Genomic DNA, 17,551 nt, shown 5'->3' on the forward strand with positions numbered 1-17,551 from the left:
CGGGAGCCCACATGGCGATCCTCAATACCCAGATCAACCCACGCTCGGCCGAGTTCGCCGCCAACCGCGAAGCGATGCTCCGGCAGGTGGAAGCCTTGCGCGAAGTGCTGCGCCAGGTGCACCAGGGCGGCGGCGAGAAGGCGCAGGCGCGCCACACCGCACGGGGCAAGCTGCTGCCGCGCCAGCGCATCGACGCGCTGCTCGACCCCGGCTCGCCCTTTCTCGAAATCGGCCAGCTGGCCGCCCATGAGGTCTATGGCGAGGATGTCCCGGCGGCCGGGCTGGTCGCCGGCATCGGCCGTATCGAGGGCGTCGAATGCATGGTCATCGCCAACGACGCCACGGTCAAAGGCGGCACCTACTACCCGCTGACGGTCAAAAAGCACCTGCGCGCCCAGGCCATCGCCCTGGAGAACCGCCTGCCCTGCCTGTACCTGGTGGACTCCGGCGGCGCCAACCTGCCGCGCCAGGACGAGGTGTTCCCCGACCGCGAGCACTTCGGCCGGATCTTCTACAACCAGGCCAACATGAGCGCCCTGGGCATCCCGCAGATCGCGGTGGTGATGGGCTCCTGCACGGCCGGAGGCGCCTACGTCCCGGCGATGGCCGACGAAACCATCATGGTGCGCGAGCAGGCGACCATCTTTCTCGCCGGCCCGCCGCTGGTCAAAGCGGCGACGGGCGAAGTGGTCACCGCCGAGGAACTGGGCGGCGCGGACGTGCACTGCAAGACCAGTGGCGTGGCCGATCATTACGCCGAGAACGACGAGCACGCCCTGGCCCTCGCCCGCCGCTGCGTGGCCAACCTCAACTGGCGCAAGCAGGGCCAGCTGCAGACCCGTCCGCCCAGGCCGCCGCGCCATGCCGCCGAGGAGCTGTACGGCGTGATTCCGGCCGACGCCAAGCAGCCGTTCGACGTGCGCGAGGTGATCGCACGGATCGTCGACGACTCCGGGTTCGATGAATTCAAGGCGCTGTTCGGCACTACCCTGGTCTGCGGCTTCGCCCACCTGCACGGCTACCCGGTGGCGATCCTGGCCAACAACGGCATCCTCTTCGCCGAGGCGGCGCAGAAAGGCGCGCATTTCATCGAGCTGGCCTGCCAGCGCGGCATCCCGCTGCTGTTCCTGCAGAACATCACCGGCTTCATGGTCGGGCAGAAGTACGAGGCCGGCGGCATCGCCAAGCACGGCGCCAAGCTGGTCACCGCGGTAGCCTGCGCCCGCGTGCCCAAGTTCACCGTGATCATCGGCGGCAGCTTCGGCGCCGGTAATTACGGCATGTGCGGGCGCGCCTACGATCCGCGCTTGCTGTGGATGTGGCCCAACGCGCGGATTGGCGTGATGGGCGCGCAGCAGGCCGCCGGGGTGCTGGTGCAGGTCAAGCGCGAACAGGCCGAACGGGCGGGCCAGGCCTTTTCCGAGGACGACGAGGCCAGGCTCCGGCAGCCCATCGTCGAGCAGTACGAGCGCCAGGCCCACGCCTTCTACTCCAGCGCGCGGCTGTGGGACGACGGCGTGATCGACCCGGCGCAGACCCGCGACGTCCTGGCGCTGGCGATCTCGGCAAGCCTCAACGCTCCGATCGAACCGACCCGGTTCGGTGTCTTCCGCATGTGACGCCCGCCGCCCGAAGGAATCCCCCATGACCGACTTCCACAGCCTGCAACTGGAACGAGACCCGCGCGGCTTCGCCACGCTCTGGCTCGACCGCCCGGACAAGCACAACGCCTTCGACGCCGAGATGATCCGCGAGCTGATCTTGGCGCTGGACGAGATCCAGGCCGACAGCGCCCTGCGCTTCCTGCTCCTGCGCGGGCGCGGCAAGCACTTCTGCGCGGGGGCCGACATCGGCTGGATGCAGCAGTCGGCGCGCCTGGACTACCAGGCCAACCTCACCGACGCCCGCGAGCTGGCCGAGGTGATGCACAACCTCCACGGACTCAGGCTGCCCACCCTGGCGGTGGTGCATGGCGCGGCCTTTGGCGGCGCGCTGGGGCTGATCGCCTGCTGCGACATGGCCATCGGCGCCGGTGACGCGCAGCTGAGCCTGTCCGAAGTGCGCATCGGCCTCGCGCCCGCGGTGATCAGTCCCTTCGTGGTCCAGGCCATCGGCGAACGCGCGGCGCGCCGCTATGCGCTGAGCGGCGAGCGCTTCAGCGGCGAACGCGCCCACCAGCTGGGGTTGTTCGCCGAGTGCTATCCGGCCGACCAGCTCGACGACGAAGTCGCCGGCTGGATCGACACCCTGCTGCTCAACAGCCCGCAGGCGATGCGCGCCACCAAGGACCTGCTGCGCGAAGTGGGCAGCGGGGTCCTGACGCCTGCGCTACGGCGCTACACCGAGAACGCCATCGCCCGCCTGCGGGTGAGTCCGGAGGGCCAGGAAGGGCTCAACGCCTTTCTGGAAAAGCGCACGCCGCGCTGGCGCGAGCGATCGCGGGAATAGCCGATGCCGGGCGCCCTGCCCTCTCGGAAGGACCGGCCTTCTCCGAGGAGCAGGTGAAACATTGAAGAACACCCTCAACGACCACCCAGGAGCGACGCCATGATCACCACCCTGCTGATCGCCAACCGCGGCGAGATCGCCTGCCGGATCATGCGTACCGCCCGCGCGCTGGGCATTCGCACCGTCGCCGTGCACAGCGCCGTTGACCGCGACGCCCGCCACGTGCGCGAGGCCGACCTGGCCCATGACCTGGGCGGCGCCAAGCCGGCCGACAGTTATCTGCGCATCGACCGCCTGATCGAAGCGGCCAGGGCCTGCGGCGCCCAGGCGGTCCATCCCGGCTATGGCTTTCTCTCCGAGAACGCAGCCTTCGCCCGTGCCTGCGAAGAGGCCGGGCTGGTGTTCATCGGCCCGCCGGCGTCGGCCATCGAGGCGATGGGCAGCAAGTCCGCCGCCAAGGCGCTGATGGAGGCCGCCGGCGTGCCGCTGGTGCCGGGCTACCACGGCGAAGCCCAGGACCTGGACACCTTTCGCGAGGCCGCCGCCCGCATCGGCTATCCGGTGCTGCTCAAGGCGGCGGCCGGCGGTGGCGGCAAGGGCATGAAGGTGGCCGAGCGCGAAGCCGACCTCGCCGAAGCCCTGGCCTCGGCCCGGCGCGAGGCGCAATCCGCGTTCGGCGACGCGCGCATGCTGGTCGAGAAGTACGTGCTCAAGCCGCGCCACGTCGAGATCCAGGTGTTCGCCGACCGCCATGGCCGCTGCCTCTACCTGAACGAGCGCGACTGCTCGATCCAGCGCCGGCACCAGAAGGTCGTCGAGGAAGCGCCGGCGCCGGGACTTTCGCCCGCGCAGCGCAAGGCCATGGGCGAGGCCGCGGTCAAGGCGGCCCAGGCGATCGGCTATGTCGGTGCCGGCACCGTGGAGTTCCTGCTGGACGAGCGCGGCGAGTTCTTCTTCATGGAGATGAACACCCGCCTGCAGGTCGAGCATCCGGTCACCGAGGCGATCACAGGCCTCGACCTGGTGGCCTGGCAGATCCGCGTGGCGCGGGGCGAGCCGCTGCCCCTCGAGCAGTCGCAGGTTCGCCTCGACGGCCACGCCATCGAGGTGCGCCTGTACGCCGAGGACCCGGCCAACGATTTCCTGCCGGCCACCGGCACCCTGCATCTGTACCGCGAGCCCGCGACGGGCCCGGGGCGTCGCGTCGACAGCGGCGTGCGCGAGGGCGACAGCGTGTCGCCGTTCTACGACCCCATGCTCGGCAAGCTGATCGCCTGGGGCGGGAACCGCGAAGAGGCGCGCCTCGCCCTGCTGGCGATGCTCGACGAGATGCGCGTGGGCGGCGTGCGCACCAACCTCGCCTTCCTGCGTCGGGTGCTGGCGCATCCGGCCTTCGCCGCCGCCGAACTGGATACCGGCTTCATCGCCCGCCACGAAGCCGAACTGCTGCCGCCGGCGAGCGAGCTGGCGCAGAGCTTCTGGCAGCGGGCCGCCGACGCCTGGGTGCAAAGCGAACCGCTCCGGGTCAGGGCGGACGACCCCCACTCGCCCTGGTCCCAGCCCAGCGGCCTGCGCCTCGGCCTGCCCGCCGAGGCCGACCTGCACCTGGCGTGTCAGGGCATCCGGCAAAGGGTACGGCCGCGCCTGGCGGGCCGCCTGGGCGCAGAACGTCCCGACCCGCACGGCCAGGCCATCCGCCAGGACGACACCCTCTACCTGCCCTGGGAAGGCGAGCTGCACGCGGTCACCCGCGTCGACCCCATCGCCGACGCCGAAGCCAGCCACACCCACCCGGGCGGCCTGACCGCGCCCATGAACGGCAGCATCGTCCGGGTCCTGGTCGAAGCCGGCCAGCACGTCGAAGCCGGCACCGCACTGGTGGTGCTGGAGGCGATGAAAATGGAACACAGCATCCGCGCCCCGGCTGCCGGAGTGGTCACGACAATCCACTGCGCCGAGGGCGACATGGTGGCCGAAGGGACTGCGCTGGTTGAGATCGAGTGAGCCCCGATGGAGCCTTTCGAGGGAACGGCCGGGGACTCCGAGTCTCGACCGCGAAGGGGCGCCGCCAGGCCCCCGGGCTATCCAAGCAATGCATCAAGGCTCGCGGTCAAAACTCGCACGCCCGACCACAACAACAACCACAACCCGATCGACCACACATATGCGCCACCCCACGCCACCCTATAACCCCCTCGCCCCAGGGAGCAGCACCTGATGACAGCCGATCTCCCACGCCAGGTACGCCTGGTCGACGTCGGGCCGCGCGATGGCCTGCAGAACGAGAGCCAGCCCATCGCGGTGGCCGACAAGGTTCGTCTGGTCGATGACCTGACCGACGCCGGCCTGCGCTACATCGAGGTCGGCAGTTTCGTCTCGCCCAAGTGGGTGCCGCAGATGGCCGGCAGCGCCGAGGTGTTTGCCGCGATCGCGCGCAGGCCGGGCGTCACCTATGCCGCGCTGACGCCCAATCTCAAGGGCTTCGAGGCCGCGTTGGCGGCGGGCGTGCGGGAGGTGGCGGTGTTCGCGGCGGCGTCCGAGGCCTTTTCGCAAAAGAACATCAACTGCTCCATCGCGGACAGCCTGGCGCGCTTCGCGCCGCTGATGGAAGCGGCAAGGGCCGAGGGCATCCGGGTGCGCGGCTACGTCTCCTGCGTGCTCGGCTGCCCCTATGAGGGCCAGATCGCCCCCGAACAGGTCGCCTGGGTGGCGCGGGAGCTGCACCAGATGGGCTGCTACGAGGTTTCGCTCGGCGACACCATCGGCACCGGCACGGCCGGCAGCACCCGCCGGCTGATCGAGACGGTCGCCAGCGATGTTCCCCGCGAGCAGCTCGCCGGGCACTTCCACGACACCTATGGCCAGGCGCTGGCGAACATCCACGCCAGCCTGCTCGAAGGGATTTCGGTGTTCGACAGCTCCGTCGCCGGTCTCGGCGGATGCCCCTATGCCAAGGGCGCGACGGGCAACGTGGCGACCGAAGACGTGCTCTACCTGCTCGACGGCATGGGTATCGAAACGGGCGTCTCGATGCCGAAGCTGGTCGCCGCCGGCCAGCGGATCAGCCGGGTGCTGGGGCGGGAAAACGGCTCGCGCGTCGCCCGTGCCCTGCTCGCCCGCGGTTGATCGAACGAGCGCACCGGCCGCCCTACGACCGCTGCCGATCGCGCTGTCACGCTAAGAAGGCCCGCTTGCTGTCGACGCGCTAGCGCACCGGCGGCAGCCCCTCGACCCGGTCGCCGATGGCGATGCCGCGCTGCTCGAACCAGCCCTGATTGGCTTCCAGGGCAAAACGCGAGGGGCGGCGCGCGCAGCGAATGTCCAGGCTCAGGGGCTGCAGGTCGAGGATATCGACGATGCGCCCCTGGTCGTCCATGAAGGCGGCGGACAACGGCAGCGGCGTGTTCTTCATCCACAGGCAATGCGTGCCGAGCTGCGGGAAGCGAAACAACATGCCCTGCTCCTGCGGCAGCTCGCGCCGGTGCATCAACCCCTGGCGGCGCTCATCCTCCGTGTCGGCGAATTCGGCCTGTATGACCGCCTCGCCGATGCGCAGCGGCAACAGCGACGCGGCCTGCAGCGACGGCGCGCAGGCCAGGGCCAGCCCCAGCAGAGACAGACGTAACCCATCCTTCATCGAACCCACCTTCCATCAAGGAACGCCGCTCAAGCACGGCACTCATAAGCGAAGCGGCGACCCCCGCCGACGATGCGACCGATCGACAACAAGAACGACAGGAGGATCACACCATGCTGAACAGGATAACCGGCGCGAGCGTGTACCTGGTGCAACGCTTCCTGCCTTCCCCCTTCGTCTTCGCGCTGCTGCTGAGCTTCATCGTGCTCGTCGCGAGCATGCTCAGCACCGGCCAGGGCCTGCCGGCGATGGCCACGCACTGGGGCAACGGCTTCTGGAACCTGCTCTCCTTCACCATGCAGATGGCGCTGATCCTGGTCACCGGACACGCCCTGGCGCGGGCGCCGATGGTCAACCGCCTGCTCGACCGCCTGGCCCGGGTACCGCGAACGCCGGGCCAGGCGATCATCACCGTGACCCTGGTCGGGCTGGCCGGCGCCTGGATCAACTGGGGCTTCGGCCTGGTGATCGGCGCGGTGTTCGCCCGCGCGCTGGCGCGCCAGGTGCGCGGGGTCGACTACCCGCTGCTGGTGGCCGCGGCCTACTCGGGCTTCCTCATCTGGCACGGCGGTTTTTCCGGCTCCATCCCCCTGTCGCTGGCCAGCGGCGGCGCGGACCTGGAGCGCATGAGCGGCGGCGTGCTGACCGCGCCGATCAGCGTCGGCCAGACGCTCTTCGCACCGTTCAACCTGATCATCATCGCGGTGCTGGTGGTGGGCCTGCCGCTGCTCAACTGGGCGATGCAGCCCAAGCAGCCGACGGTGGCCGACCCGGCGCAACTGGCCGAACCCGAGCCCGCGGCGCTGCCCCGCGAGACCGCCACCCAGCGCCTGGACGACAGCCGCATCCTCGGTTTGCTGACCGTGGCGCTGGCGGCGATCTTCTTCGTCGGCTACTTCGCCAGCAGCGGCTTCGTGCTCAGCCTGAACATCGTGATCATGCTGTTCCTGTTCGCCGGCCTGGCGCTGCACGGTACCCCGGAGCGCTACACCCGCGCGGTGCAGGAGAGCATCGGCGGCATCAGCGGGATCGTCATCCAGTTCCCCTTCTACGCCGGCATCATGGGCATGATGGTGGGCGCCAACGCCGAGGGCATCTCCCTGGGCCGGCAGGTGACCGACACCTTTGTCGCCTGGTCGTCGACCGACAGCTTTCCGGTGCTGGCCTTTCTGAGCGCGGGGCTGGTGAACGTGTTCGTGCCCTCCGGCGGCGGGCAATGGGCGGTGCAGGGCCCGATCATGCTGCCGGCCGGTGCCGCGCTGGGCGTCGCGCCCGAGGTGACCGCCATGGCCATCGCCTGGGGCGATGCCTGGACCAACATGATCCAGCCGTTCTGGGCGCTGCCGCTGCTGGGTATCGCCGGGCTCGGCGCGCGCGACATCATGGGCTATTGCCTGATCACCCTGGTGTTTTCCGGCCTGGTGATCGCCGGCGGCTTCTACTTTCTGGTATGAAGCCCTGCTCCGACGACCAGAGGACCGCCATGAACGACGCCGACTCCCTCAAGGATTACCCCCGCGTACGGCTGGCGGCGATCCGCTCGCTGTTCGAGATCGTCGAGCAGTCCAGCGAAGGCACCATCATCGTCGATCGCGAGGCGCGCATCGTCTGGATGAACGAGCGCTACGCCCGGCGCTTCGGCCTCCAGAGCGCAGCCGAGGCGATCGGCCGGCCCTGCGAGAGCGTGATTCCCGGGAGCCTGCTGCGCGAAGTCGTCGGCAGCGGCACGCCAATGCTGCTGGACGTGCTCGACACGCCCAAGGACCCGCTGGTGGTCATGCGCCTGCCGATCCGTGACGATGCCGGCGAAATCCTCGGGGCGATCGGCTTCGCCCTGTTCGACGAGCTGAAAGCGCTCTCGCCGCTGCTGACCCGCTACCAGAGCATGCAGGAAGAACTCGCCTCGACCCGCTCGCTCTTGCAGGCGCGCCAGGCCAAGTACAGCTTCGCGCACTTCATCGGCACCAGCGCCGCGAGCCTCGAGGTCAAGCGACGTGCCAGGCGCAGCGCCTCGACCGACTCCCCGGTGCTGCTGCTCGGCGAGACCGGCACCGGCAAGGAGCTGCTGGCCCATGCCATCCACAGCGCTTCGCCGCGGGCGCACAAGGCGTTCGTCAGCATCAACACGGCCGCCATTCCGGAAACCCTGCTGGAAGCCGAGTTCTTCGGCACCGCGCCGGGCGCCTTCACCGGCGCCGACCGCAAGGGCCGCGCCGGCAAGCTGCAGATTGCCCAGGGCGGCACGCTGTTTCTCGACGAGATCGGCGACATGCCGCTGCCCCTGCAGAGCAAGCTGCTGCGCGTGCTGCAGGAGAAGGAATTCGAGCCGGTCGGCTCCAACGAGATGATCCGCAGCGACGTGCGGGTGATCGCGGCGACCTCGTGCGATCTCGAAGCGGCGGTGCGCCAGGGGACCTTTCGCGCCGACCTCTACTATCGGCTCAACGTGCTGCCCATCGAAGTGCCGCCGCTGCGCGAACGCCTGGACGATCTGCCGGCGCTCTGCGAAGCGATACTCGACGAGCTTCAGCAGGACGGTCGCCGCCATCACGAGCTGTCGCCATCGGCGGCCGCCCTGCTGCGCCGGCACGCCTGGCCGGGGAACATCCGCGAGTTGCGCAACGTCCTGGAACGGGCCGCCCTGCAAAGCGACGAAGCGCAACTGGACGAGGCGTCGGTGCGCACGGCCATCGGCCGCATCGAGCCGCTGAGCCCGGCCGCGCCAGCCCGGGCGGAACCGGCGGCGATACGTGCCGGCAACTTCCACCAGGCGCGCCTGCAGTTCGAGCGCGAGCTGATCGGCGCGGCGCTGGCCGAGCACGGCGGCAACGTCACCGCCGCCGCCACGACCCTCGGGCTTGGCCGCTCGACGCTGTACAAGAAGATGGTCGCCCTGGGCGTTGCCAGCGATGCCGGCGCCAGTCTCATTACAGAGACAGGTCTCCAATAAGAGACAGCCTCAAAGGTGCTGTTCATGCTGGTTCCGGCTGAAAATTCCTGCACCCTTGTCTCAAGAAAGAGACAAACGCCCTGACACACCACCTCAAGGACACATAAAAAACCAGTTAAATCAATGACTTGTGTTTCTGGCACAGAACTCGCTATGGCTTCCGAGCGGGCCAACCGCATCCGAAAACAACAACAAGATCAGCTGCGACGACCTGCTGCCGGTTCACCGGCGCAGCCATCGATCGTCGCGGCGCCTGGAGACCATCATGAGCGTTCTCATCGCCCTTGCCGCACTCGCCCTGCTGATGCTGGCGGCCTACCGCGGCTACAGCGTCATCCTCTTCGCCCCCATCGCCGCCCTCGGGGCCGTGCTGCTCACCGATCCGTCGGCCGTCGCGCCGGCATTCACCGGCATCTTCATGGACAAGATGGTCGGCTTCATCAAGCTCTACTTCCCGGTATTCCTGCTCGGCGCGGTGTTCGGCAAGCTCATCGAGCTGTCCGGCTTCTCCCGCTCCATCGTCGCCGCCGCGATCCGCCTGCTGGGCACCAGCCAGGCGATGCTGGTCATCGTGCTGGTCTGCGCGCTGCTCACCTACGGCGGCGTGTCGCTGTTCGTGGTGGTGTTCGCGGTCTACCCGTTCGCCGCCGAGATGTTCCGCCAGAGCGGCATCCCCAAACGACTGATCCCGGCGACCATCGCGCTCGGCGCCTTCACCTTCACCATGACCGCGCTGCCCGGCACGCCGCAGATCCAGAACATCATCCCCACCACCTTCTTCAACACCAACGCCTGGGCCGCGCCCTGGCTCGGGGTGATCGGCACCCTGTTCGTTTTCGCCTTCGGCATGCTCTACCTCAAGCGCCAGCTGGCCAAGGCGCAGCGCGCCGGCGAGACCTACGGCACCGAGCTGCGCAACGAGCCGGAGACGCCGGACGACATCCGCCTGCCCAACCCCTGGCTCGCGCTTTCGCCGCTGCTGCTGGTGGGCGTCTCCAACCTCCTGCTGACCCGCTGGATTCCCGAGTGGTACGGCCCGAGCCACACGCTGCAGCTGGCCGGCATGGCGACGCCGCTGCAGACCAACGTCACCCAGCTGACCGCCATCTGGGCGGTGCAGGCCGCGCTGCTGCTGGGCATCCTGCTGGTGCTGGTCGCCGCCTTCGGCACCGTGCGCAACAAGCTCGCCGAGGGCACCAGGACCGCCGTCGGCGGCTCGCTGCTGGCGGCGATGAACACGGCCTCCGAATACGGCTTCGGCGCGGTCATCGCCGCCCTCCCCGGCTTCGCCGTGGTGGCCGGCACGCTGGAGCGCATCCCCAATCCGCTGGTCAACGAGGCGATCACCGTCAACCTGCTGGCCGGCATCACCGGCTCGGCTTCGGGCGGCATGAGCATCGCGCTGGCAGCCATGTCCGACAGCTTCATCGCGGCCGCCAACGCCGCCAACATCCCGCTCGAGGTGCTGCACCGGGTCGCCTCCATGGCCAGCGGCGGCATGGACACCCTGCCGCACAACGGCGCGGTGATCACCCTGCTGGCGGTGACCGGGCTCACCCACCGGGAGGCCTACAAGGACATCTTCGGCATCACGCTGATCGCCACCGTCGCGGTGTTCTTCGTGATCGGGGTCTATTACCTCACCGGCATCGTCTGAACGGCTCTGACAACAAGAAAGCTGCCGCGGGCAGCACAGGAGAATGGCATGAACCTCACGGGCAAGACCGCACTGGTCACCGGCTCCACCAGCGGCATCGGGCTGGGCATCGCGCTGAAGCTCGCCGAAGCGGGCGCCAACCTGGTGCTCAACGGCTTCGGCGACAGCCAGGCCGCCGTGGCACAGGTCGCGCAGCACGGCGGCAAGGTGATCCACCACCCGGCCGACGTGTCCCGCGCCGAGGACATCGAAGCGCTGTTCGAAGCCGCCGAGCGCACCTTCGGCACGGTGGACATCCTGGTCAACAACGCCGGCATCCAGCATGTCGCGCCGGTGGAGGCCTTCCCCGTCGAGCGCTGGGACCAGATCATCGCCATCAACCTGACCTCGGCCTTCCACACCACCCGCCTGGCGCTGCCGGGCATGCGCGCGCGCAACTGGGGACGGATCGTCAACATCGCCTCGGCCCACGGCCTGGTGGCCTCGGCGAACAAGAGCGCCTACGTGGCGGCCAAGCACGGGCTGGTCGGCCTGACCAAATCCGTGGCCCTGGAAACCGCCACCACCGGCATCACCTGCAACGCCCTCTGCCCCGGCTGGGTGCTGACGCCGCTGGTGCAGCAGCAGATCGACAGCCGCGCCCAGGCCAGCGGCAATGCCGAACAGGCCCGTCACGACCTCCTGGCCGAAAAGCAGCCCTCGCTGGAATTCGTCGAACCCGCCCAACTGGGCGAACTGACGCTGTTCCTCTGCAGCGAGGCCGCAAGCCAGGTACGCGGCGCGGCCTGGAGCATGGACGGCGGCTGGACAGCGCAATGATGGCCCTGTACCCCCACCGCTCCCACGGTTGCGAGGTGGCTGCGGCAACCCTGGCACCGAAACAGACTCGAACCTGACAACATCGTCGCCGCCCAGGCGGTAAGCGCGAGGACACGACATGCAACAACCGCTGTGGACACCCTCCCCCGAACGCGTCGCCGCGACGCGCATGGACGCCTTTCGCCGCTTCGTCAGCGAACGCTACGCCCTCGACCTGCCCGACTACGACGCGCTGCACGCCTGGAGCGTCGCCGAGCGCGCGGCCTTCTGGCAGGCCATCGCCGATTTCTTCGAGGTCCGCTTCGCCCAGCCGGCCACCAGCGTGCTCGAAGAAGGCCCGCAGATGCCCAGCGGGCGCTGGTTCCCCGGCGCCACGCTCAACTTCGCCGAGCACCTGTTGCGTCGCCGGGACGAGCGCCCGGCCCTGGTGGCCATCGCCGAAGACGGGACCCGCGAAACCCTGACCCACGCCGAACTGGCGGCCCATGTCGCCGGCCTGCAGCGCAGCCTGCGCGAGGCGGGTGTCGGAGTCGGCGACCGCGTGGCGGCCTTCATGCCCAACACCTGGCAGACGATCGTCGGCATGCTCGCCTGCACCAGCCTGGGCGCCACCTGGTCGTCCTGCTCGCCGGACTTCGGCACCCAGGGCGTGATCGACCGTTTCGGCCAGATCGAACCCAAGGTGCTGATCGCCTGTGCCGGCTACCGCTACGCCGGCAAGACCCTCGACCTCACCGCCAAGCTCAACGAGATCCTCCAGCAGTTGCCTTCGCTGCAACGGCTGATCGTGGTGCCCTACGCCCGCGCCGAAACCCGCGTCGGGGATTTCCGGACCGACGCCCAGGTCGCCCTCTGGAGCGACGTCTACACGCCGGGCGGCGAGCCGGAATTCACCCCCGTCCCCTTCGACCATCCGCTCTACATCCTCTATTCCAGCGGCACCACCGGCGTGCCCAAGTGCATCGTCCACGGCACCGGCGGCGTGCTGCTGCAGCACGTCAAGGAACACGGCCTGCACACCGACCTGGGCGAGGATGACACCCTGTTCTACTTCACCACCTGCGGCTGGATGATGTGGAACTGGCTGGTCTCCGGGCTGGCCCTGGGCGCGACCCTGGTGCTGTTCGACGGCTCGCCCTTCCACCCGGGCGCCAGCCGCCTGATGGACCTGATCGATGCCGAGGGGATCAGCCTGTTCGGCACCAGCGCCAAGTACCTCGCCGCGCTGGAAAAGGCCGGCGTCAAACCCCGCGAAAGCCACCGCCTGGAACGGCTCAAGGGCGTGCTGTCCACCGGCTCGCCGCTGTCCCACGAGAGCTTCGAATACGTCTACCGCGACCTCAAGGCCGATGTCTGCCTGTCCTCGATTTCCGGCGGCACCGACATCGTGTCCTGCTTCGCCCTCGGCAACCCGGTGCTGCCGGTGCGCCGTGGCGAACTGCAGTGCAAGGGCCTGGGGATGGATGTGCAGGTCTGGGACGAGGAAGGCCGCCGGGTCGTGGGCGAGAAAGGCGAGCTGGTCTGCGCGCAGCATTTCCCCTCCATGCCGGTGGGCTTCTGGAACGATGCCGACGGCGAGAAATTCCGCAGCGCCTACTTCGAGACCTTCCCGGGCGTCTGGGCCCATGGCGACTACGCCGAGGAAACCGAACACGGCGGCCTGATCATTCACGGCCGTTCCGATGCCGTGCTCAACCCGGGCGGCGTGCGCATCGGCACCGCGGAGATCTACCGCCAGGTGGAGAAGATCGACGAGGTGCTCGAGTCCATCGCCATCGGCCAGGAGTGGGACGGCGACGTGCGGGTGGTCCTGTTCGTGCGGCTGCGCGACGGCGTCGCCCTGGACGATGCCCTGTGCACCCGCATCTGCCATACCATCCGCGCCAACACCACCCCGCGCCACGTGCCCGCGAAGATCCTCGCGGTGCCGGACATCCCGCGCACCATCAGCGGCAAGATCGTGGAACTCGCGGTGCGCAACGTGGTGCATGGCAAGCCGGTGAAGAACACCGATGCGCTGGCCAACCCCGAGGCGCTGGAGCACTTCCGGGACCGCTCCGAGCTGAGCGCCTGAACCCAAGGCGCGCCGGCTCCCGTGCCCGGGCGCGGGCTCAGCCGGCGTCATCCTCCAGCGGCGCTTCCGGCGGCCCGGCATCCGGGTCGGCGTAGCGCTTCTGGCAGCGCTCGCAGTAGAAGCTGCGCCGCTTGCTGCGGCCCAGCGCCTTGGCATAGGTGAAGGGAATCCGGCAGCGCGGGCAGGTCTTCTTCGTGTGGGCCAGCCAGTGCGCCTTGAGCACCCCGGCGCGCTTCCACTCGAGAAAGTCGAAGCTGTACTGACGCGCCTCGGCCACCAGTTCGCGCAGCTTCGCCGCGGGCAGCGCACCGAGGGTCGACAGCGGGTGCACGCGGATGCGAAACAGCACCTCGTTCTTGATGATGTTGCCGGAGCCGGCGAACAGGGTCTGGTCCAGCAGCGCGTCGCAGGCCAGCAGGTTCGGCCGGGCCCGCAGCTTTTTCAGCGCAGCGCGGGGATTCCAGGCATCGCTCAGCAGATCGGCGCTCCAGTCGTAGGCGTCGTCCAGCAGGCCTTCGATGACCTGCACCGAGCAGCCGTAGAAATTCAGCTCGCCGTTGGCAAAGCCCAGGCTCAGGCGCGGGGTGGACTCCTTGCGCTCGTTGATCCGGTAGCTGCCGAAGAGCAGCAGGTGGATGCGCAGGGAGACATCGTCCAGCTCGATCAGGAAGTGCTTGCCCCAGCTGCGCACGGTATGAACCTTCTGGCCGACCAGCCGCTGCTTGTCGAGCCTGGCGCTGCCCTCGGCGCGCTCGATCCGCTGTCCGGTGAACGGGGCGGCTTCTTCGCGAAGAATGACGATCGATGGACCTTCGGGCATGGCGATGCGCTTTGCTGGGGTGTCATCGATATCGACTGAGCCCAGCGGCGAAGGTGCGGTCAGGGTGACCGGGTGCGTGCCGACTCGGCGTACGGCGGCGGTAGTATTTCTGGTTAAGGTAGTCATGACGTCGAGCCGTTTCGCGGTCAAGACTGGGCGCCCCTACCACGGGGTGCGCGTTGTGCGTGCGCCTCGGTCCTGACCGCGAACGCCGGTCATGGGCCCTACCAATCGAGCTGTAGCCGGCTCTCGAATTGCCGGGCCTCGCCGGTCAGCGGGTCGCGAAACGCCAGCCCGCGCGCCAGCAGCTTCAGCGGTTGGCTGTAGTCGTCCTGATCGCGGCGCCCGCGTTCGAGCAGCTCGGGATAGAAGGGGTCGTTGCAGATCCCCGCACCGAGCGTGGCCATCTGCAGGCGCAGCTGATGCTTGCGACCGGTCACCGGATGCAGCGCATAGCGCCAGAACCCGTCCCGCCGTTCGAGCACCTCGATGCGCGTCTCGCTGTTGGGCTCGCCATCGCCGCGCTTCATCAGGAAGAACGGTTCGCCCTCGACCATGTGCAGACGCTCCACCCGCGGGAAATCGAGATGCGGCAGCGCCGGGCAGATGGCCTCGTAGCGCTTGTCGATCATCCGTTCCCGAAACAGCGCCTGGTAGCGACCCCGGCTGTCGGGGTTGGTGGAGAACAGCACCAGCCCGGCGGTGAGCCGGTCGATGCGATGGATGGGCACCAGATCGGCATTGCCCACCTGCCTGCACAGGCGCGCCAGCAAGGTCTCGCTGACGTACTCCCCCGCCGGCATCACCGGCAGGAAGTGCGGCTTGTCGGCGACCAGCAGGTGCTCGTCCAGATGCAGCACCTGCGCCGCGAAGGGGATTGGCTTCTCGTCCGGTACTTCACGGAAGTAGTGGACCTTCAGCCCGACCCGATAGGGATGCGTGGCCCCCAGCGGCTGGCCATCGGCACCCAGCACGCGACCCCGGGCGAAGCGATCGACCCAGGTCGCGCGGTCGATCGCCGCGAAGCGTGCGCACAGGCAGTCGAGCACCGTCGTCCAGTCGCCCTGGGGCAGGTGCAGGGTGCTGGGGCGATCGGAAGGTCGTGAGGACATGGGCGGGCCGAGGTGAAAGCGAAGCCCCCATGATACCCAAGCCGGCCCGACCCCGGCTTCGGCGCGCGCCGATCGGCGCCACCAAACTCTTGGGCCCCCGTCCGGTCAAGACCTATAGCCACAAGCGCCTTCACGCCCGGCCTGCGCATCGGGCGGCGCCACCACAGCTGCGAGGTTCTCCATGTCCATGACGGTTGGTGATTTCATCGTCGAACGCCTCTATCAATGGGGCGTCCGACGCATCTACGGCTACCCCGGCGACGGCATCAACGGCGTGTTCGGCGCGCTGAACCGGGCCAACGGCAAGATCCGCTTCATCCAGGCGCGTCACGAGGAAATGGCCGCGTTCATGGCCTCGGCCGATGCCAAGTTCAGCGGCACGCTGGGCGTGTGCATCGCCACCTCCGGCCCGGGCGCCAGCCACCTGCTGACCGGCCTGTACGACGCGCGCCTGGACCACATGCCGGTGCTCGCCATCACCGGGCAACAGGCGCGCACCGCCATCGGTGGGCATTACCAGCAGGAAGTCGACCTGGTCTCGATGTTCAAGGATGTCGCCGGCGCCTTCGTCCAGCAGGCCAGCGCCCCGGCGCAGGTGCGCCACCTGGTGGACCGCGCGATACGCACCGCGATCGGCGAGCGCCGCGTCACGGCCATCATCCTGTCCAACGACCTGCAGGAAGAACCCTACAGCGAGCCGCCGCGCGCCCACGGCACCGTGCATTCGGGCATCGGCTACAGCCAGCCGAAGGTGGTGCCCTACGAAGCGGACCTGCAGCGCGCCGCCGAGGTGCTCAACAGCGGCAGCAAGGTGGCGATCCTGGTCGGCGCCGGTGCGCTGGGGGCGGCCGAAGAGGTCACCCAGGTCGCCGAGAAACTCGGCGCCGGGGTCGCCAAGGCGCTGCTCGGCAAAGCGGTGCTGCCCGATGCCCTGCCCTGGGTCACCGGTTCGATCGGCCTGCTGGGCACCGAGCCGAGCTACAAGCTGATGACCGAGTGCGACACCCTGCTGATGATCGGCTCGGGCTTCCCCTATTCCGAATTCCTGCCCGAGGAAGGCCAGGCCCGTGGCGTGCAGATCGACCTCAAGCCCGACATGCTCAGCCTGCGCTACCCGATGGAGGTGAACCTCGCCGGCGATGCCGCCGAAACGCTGCGTGCGCTGCTGCCGCTGCTCGAGCCCAAGACCGACCGCGGCTGGCGGGAGAAGGTCGAGGGCTGGCGCGCCGACTGGGACAGGACGCTGGAGGAACGCGCGCTGGAATCGGCCAACCCGATCAACCCGCAGCGCGTGGCCTACGAGCTGTCGCCGCGCCTGCCGGACCGGGCCATCATCACCAGCGACTCGGGCTCCTGCGCCAACTGGTTCGCCCGCGACGTCCAGATCCGCGCCGGCATGATGTGCTCGCTGTCCGGCGGGCTTGCCTCGATGGGCGCCGCGGTGCCCTACGCGATCGCCGCCAAGTTCGCCCACCCGGACCGCCCGGTGGTAGCCCTGGTGGGCGATGGCGCCATGCAGATGAGCAACATGGCCGAGCTGATCACCGTCGCCAAGTACTGGCGCGAGTGGAGCAACACGACCTGGATCTGCGCGGTGTTCAACAACCAGGACCTGAACCAGGTGACCTGGGAGCAGCGGGTGATGGAGGGCGACCCCAAGTTCGAGGCCTCGCAGAGCATTCCCGACGTGCCCTATCACCGCTTCGCCGAATCCATCGGCCTCAAGGGCATCCATGTGTGCCGCGAAGACGCCGTGGCCGCCGCCTGGGAAGAGGCCCTGGCGTCCGACCGGCCGGTGCTGATCGAATTCAAGACCGACCCCGACGTGCCGCCGTTGCCGCCGCACTTCAAGCTCGAACAGGCCAAAAAGTTCGCCTCGGCCCTGTTGCAGGGCGACCCGGACCAGATGGGCATCATCAAGCAGACGGCCAAGCAGGTGCTGAGCAAGGTGCTGCCCGGGTGCGGCAAGGAAAAGGACTGACGCCGCGCCGGATGCCTTTTCCGCAGGGATAAAAAAAAAGGGCTGACGCCTGC

General features: G+C 68.7%; 13 protein-coding genes. 10 read left to right on the forward strand and 3 right to left on the reverse strand.

Annotated features, from left to right (window positions below; genetic code table 11):
• Positions 1-11 precede the first annotated feature (11 nt).
• The 4 genes from DN824_RS14415 (at position 12) to DN824_RS14430 (ending at position 5,574) form a co-directional block, all read left to right on the forward strand.
• Positions 12-1,619 (forward strand): carboxyl transferase domain-containing protein, encoded by a 1,608-nt coding sequence (locus DN824_RS14415; protein WP_138409101.1) that lies wholly within the window; start codon positions 12-14, stop codon positions 1,617-1,619.
• 25 nt (positions 1,620-1,644) lie between these two features.
• On the forward strand, positions 1,645-2,448 hold the full coding sequence (locus DN824_RS14420; RefSeq protein WP_138409102.1) for a gamma-carboxygeranoyl-CoA hydratase: 804 nt from the start codon (positions 1,645-1,647) through the stop codon (positions 2,446-2,448).
• A gap of 99 nt (positions 2,449-2,547) precedes the next feature.
• On the forward strand, positions 2,548-4,452 hold the full coding sequence (locus tag DN824_RS14425; protein WP_138409103.1) for an acetyl/propionyl/methylcrotonyl-CoA carboxylase subunit alpha: 1,905 nt from the start codon (positions 2,548-2,550) through the stop codon (positions 4,450-4,452).
• A gap of 213 nt (positions 4,453-4,665) precedes the next feature.
• Positions 4,666-5,574, forward strand: a complete 909-nt coding sequence (locus DN824_RS14430; protein WP_138409104.1) for a hydroxymethylglutaryl-CoA lyase — start codon at positions 4,666-4,668, stop codon at positions 5,572-5,574.
• Between the two features lie 79 nt (positions 5,575-5,653).
• Here the strand turns inward: DN824_RS14430 and DN824_RS14435 are convergent, their stop codons facing one another.
• A complete protein-coding gene (locus DN824_RS14435) occupies positions 5,654-6,085 on the reverse strand; it encodes a DUF192 domain-containing protein (RefSeq protein WP_138409105.1) in 432 nt (143 codons plus the stop codon).
• A 113-nt stretch (positions 6,086-6,198) separates the two neighbouring features.
• Here DN824_RS14435 and DN824_RS14440 point away from each other — a divergent pair, with 113 nt between their 5' ends.
• The 5 genes from DN824_RS14440 to DN824_RS14460 all read left to right on the forward strand — a co-directional run bounded on the left by DN824_RS14440 (position 6,199) and on the right by DN824_RS14460 (position 13,585).
• Complete coding sequence (locus tag DN824_RS14440) at positions 6,199-7,539, forward strand: short-chain fatty acid transporter (protein ID WP_138409106.1); 1,341 nt, start codon at positions 6,199-6,201, stop codon at positions 7,537-7,539.
• A gap of 29 nt (positions 7,540-7,568) precedes the next feature.
• The gene (locus DN824_RS14445; protein ID WP_138409107.1) at positions 7,569-9,035 is read left to right on the forward strand and encodes a sigma-54 interaction domain-containing protein; all 1,467 of its coding nucleotides are present in this window, start codon (positions 7,569-7,571) and stop codon (positions 9,033-9,035) included.
• Positions 9,036-9,300: 265 nt separating this feature from the next.
• Positions 9,301-10,692, forward strand: a complete 1,392-nt coding sequence (locus DN824_RS14450) for a GntP family permease (protein ID WP_138409108.1) — start codon at positions 9,301-9,303, stop codon at positions 10,690-10,692.
• A 48-nt stretch (positions 10,693-10,740) separates the two neighbouring features.
• Entirely contained in the window at positions 10,741-11,511 is a 771-nt protein-coding gene (locus DN824_RS14455; RefSeq protein WP_138409109.1) for a 3-hydroxybutyrate dehydrogenase, read from the forward strand.
• A 118-nt stretch (positions 11,512-11,629) separates the two neighbouring features.
• Positions 11,630-13,585 (forward strand): acetoacetate--CoA ligase, encoded by a 1,956-nt coding sequence (locus tag DN824_RS14460; RefSeq protein WP_138409110.1) that lies wholly within the window; start codon positions 11,630-11,632, stop codon positions 13,583-13,585.
• A gap of 37 nt (positions 13,586-13,622) precedes the next feature.
• On the opposite strand, the gene DN824_RS14465 is transcribed toward DN824_RS14460, so the two are convergent.
• A complete protein-coding gene (locus DN824_RS14465; protein WP_138409111.1) occupies positions 13,623-14,405 on the reverse strand; it encodes a DNA-formamidopyrimidine glycosylase family protein in 783 nt (260 codons plus the stop codon).
• 224 nt (positions 14,406-14,629) lie between these two features.
• A complete protein-coding gene (locus tag DN824_RS14470) occupies positions 14,630-15,517 on the reverse strand; it encodes a pseudouridine synthase (RefSeq protein ID WP_174236521.1) in 888 nt (295 codons plus the stop codon).
• A 181-nt stretch (positions 15,518-15,698) separates the two neighbouring features.
• On the opposite strand from DN824_RS14470, the gene DN824_RS14475 reads away from it, so the two are divergent.
• Entirely contained in the window at positions 15,699-17,498 is a 1,800-nt protein-coding gene (locus tag DN824_RS14475) for a thiamine pyrophosphate-requiring protein (RefSeq protein WP_138409112.1), read from the forward strand.
• The last annotated feature ends 53 nt before the right edge of the window (positions 17,499-17,551 follow it).

The organism is Stutzerimonas nosocomialis, assembly GCF_005876855.1.
GTDB classification, from domain to species: domain Bacteria; phylum Pseudomonadota; class Gammaproteobacteria; order Pseudomonadales; family Pseudomonadaceae; genus Stutzerimonas; species Stutzerimonas nosocomialis.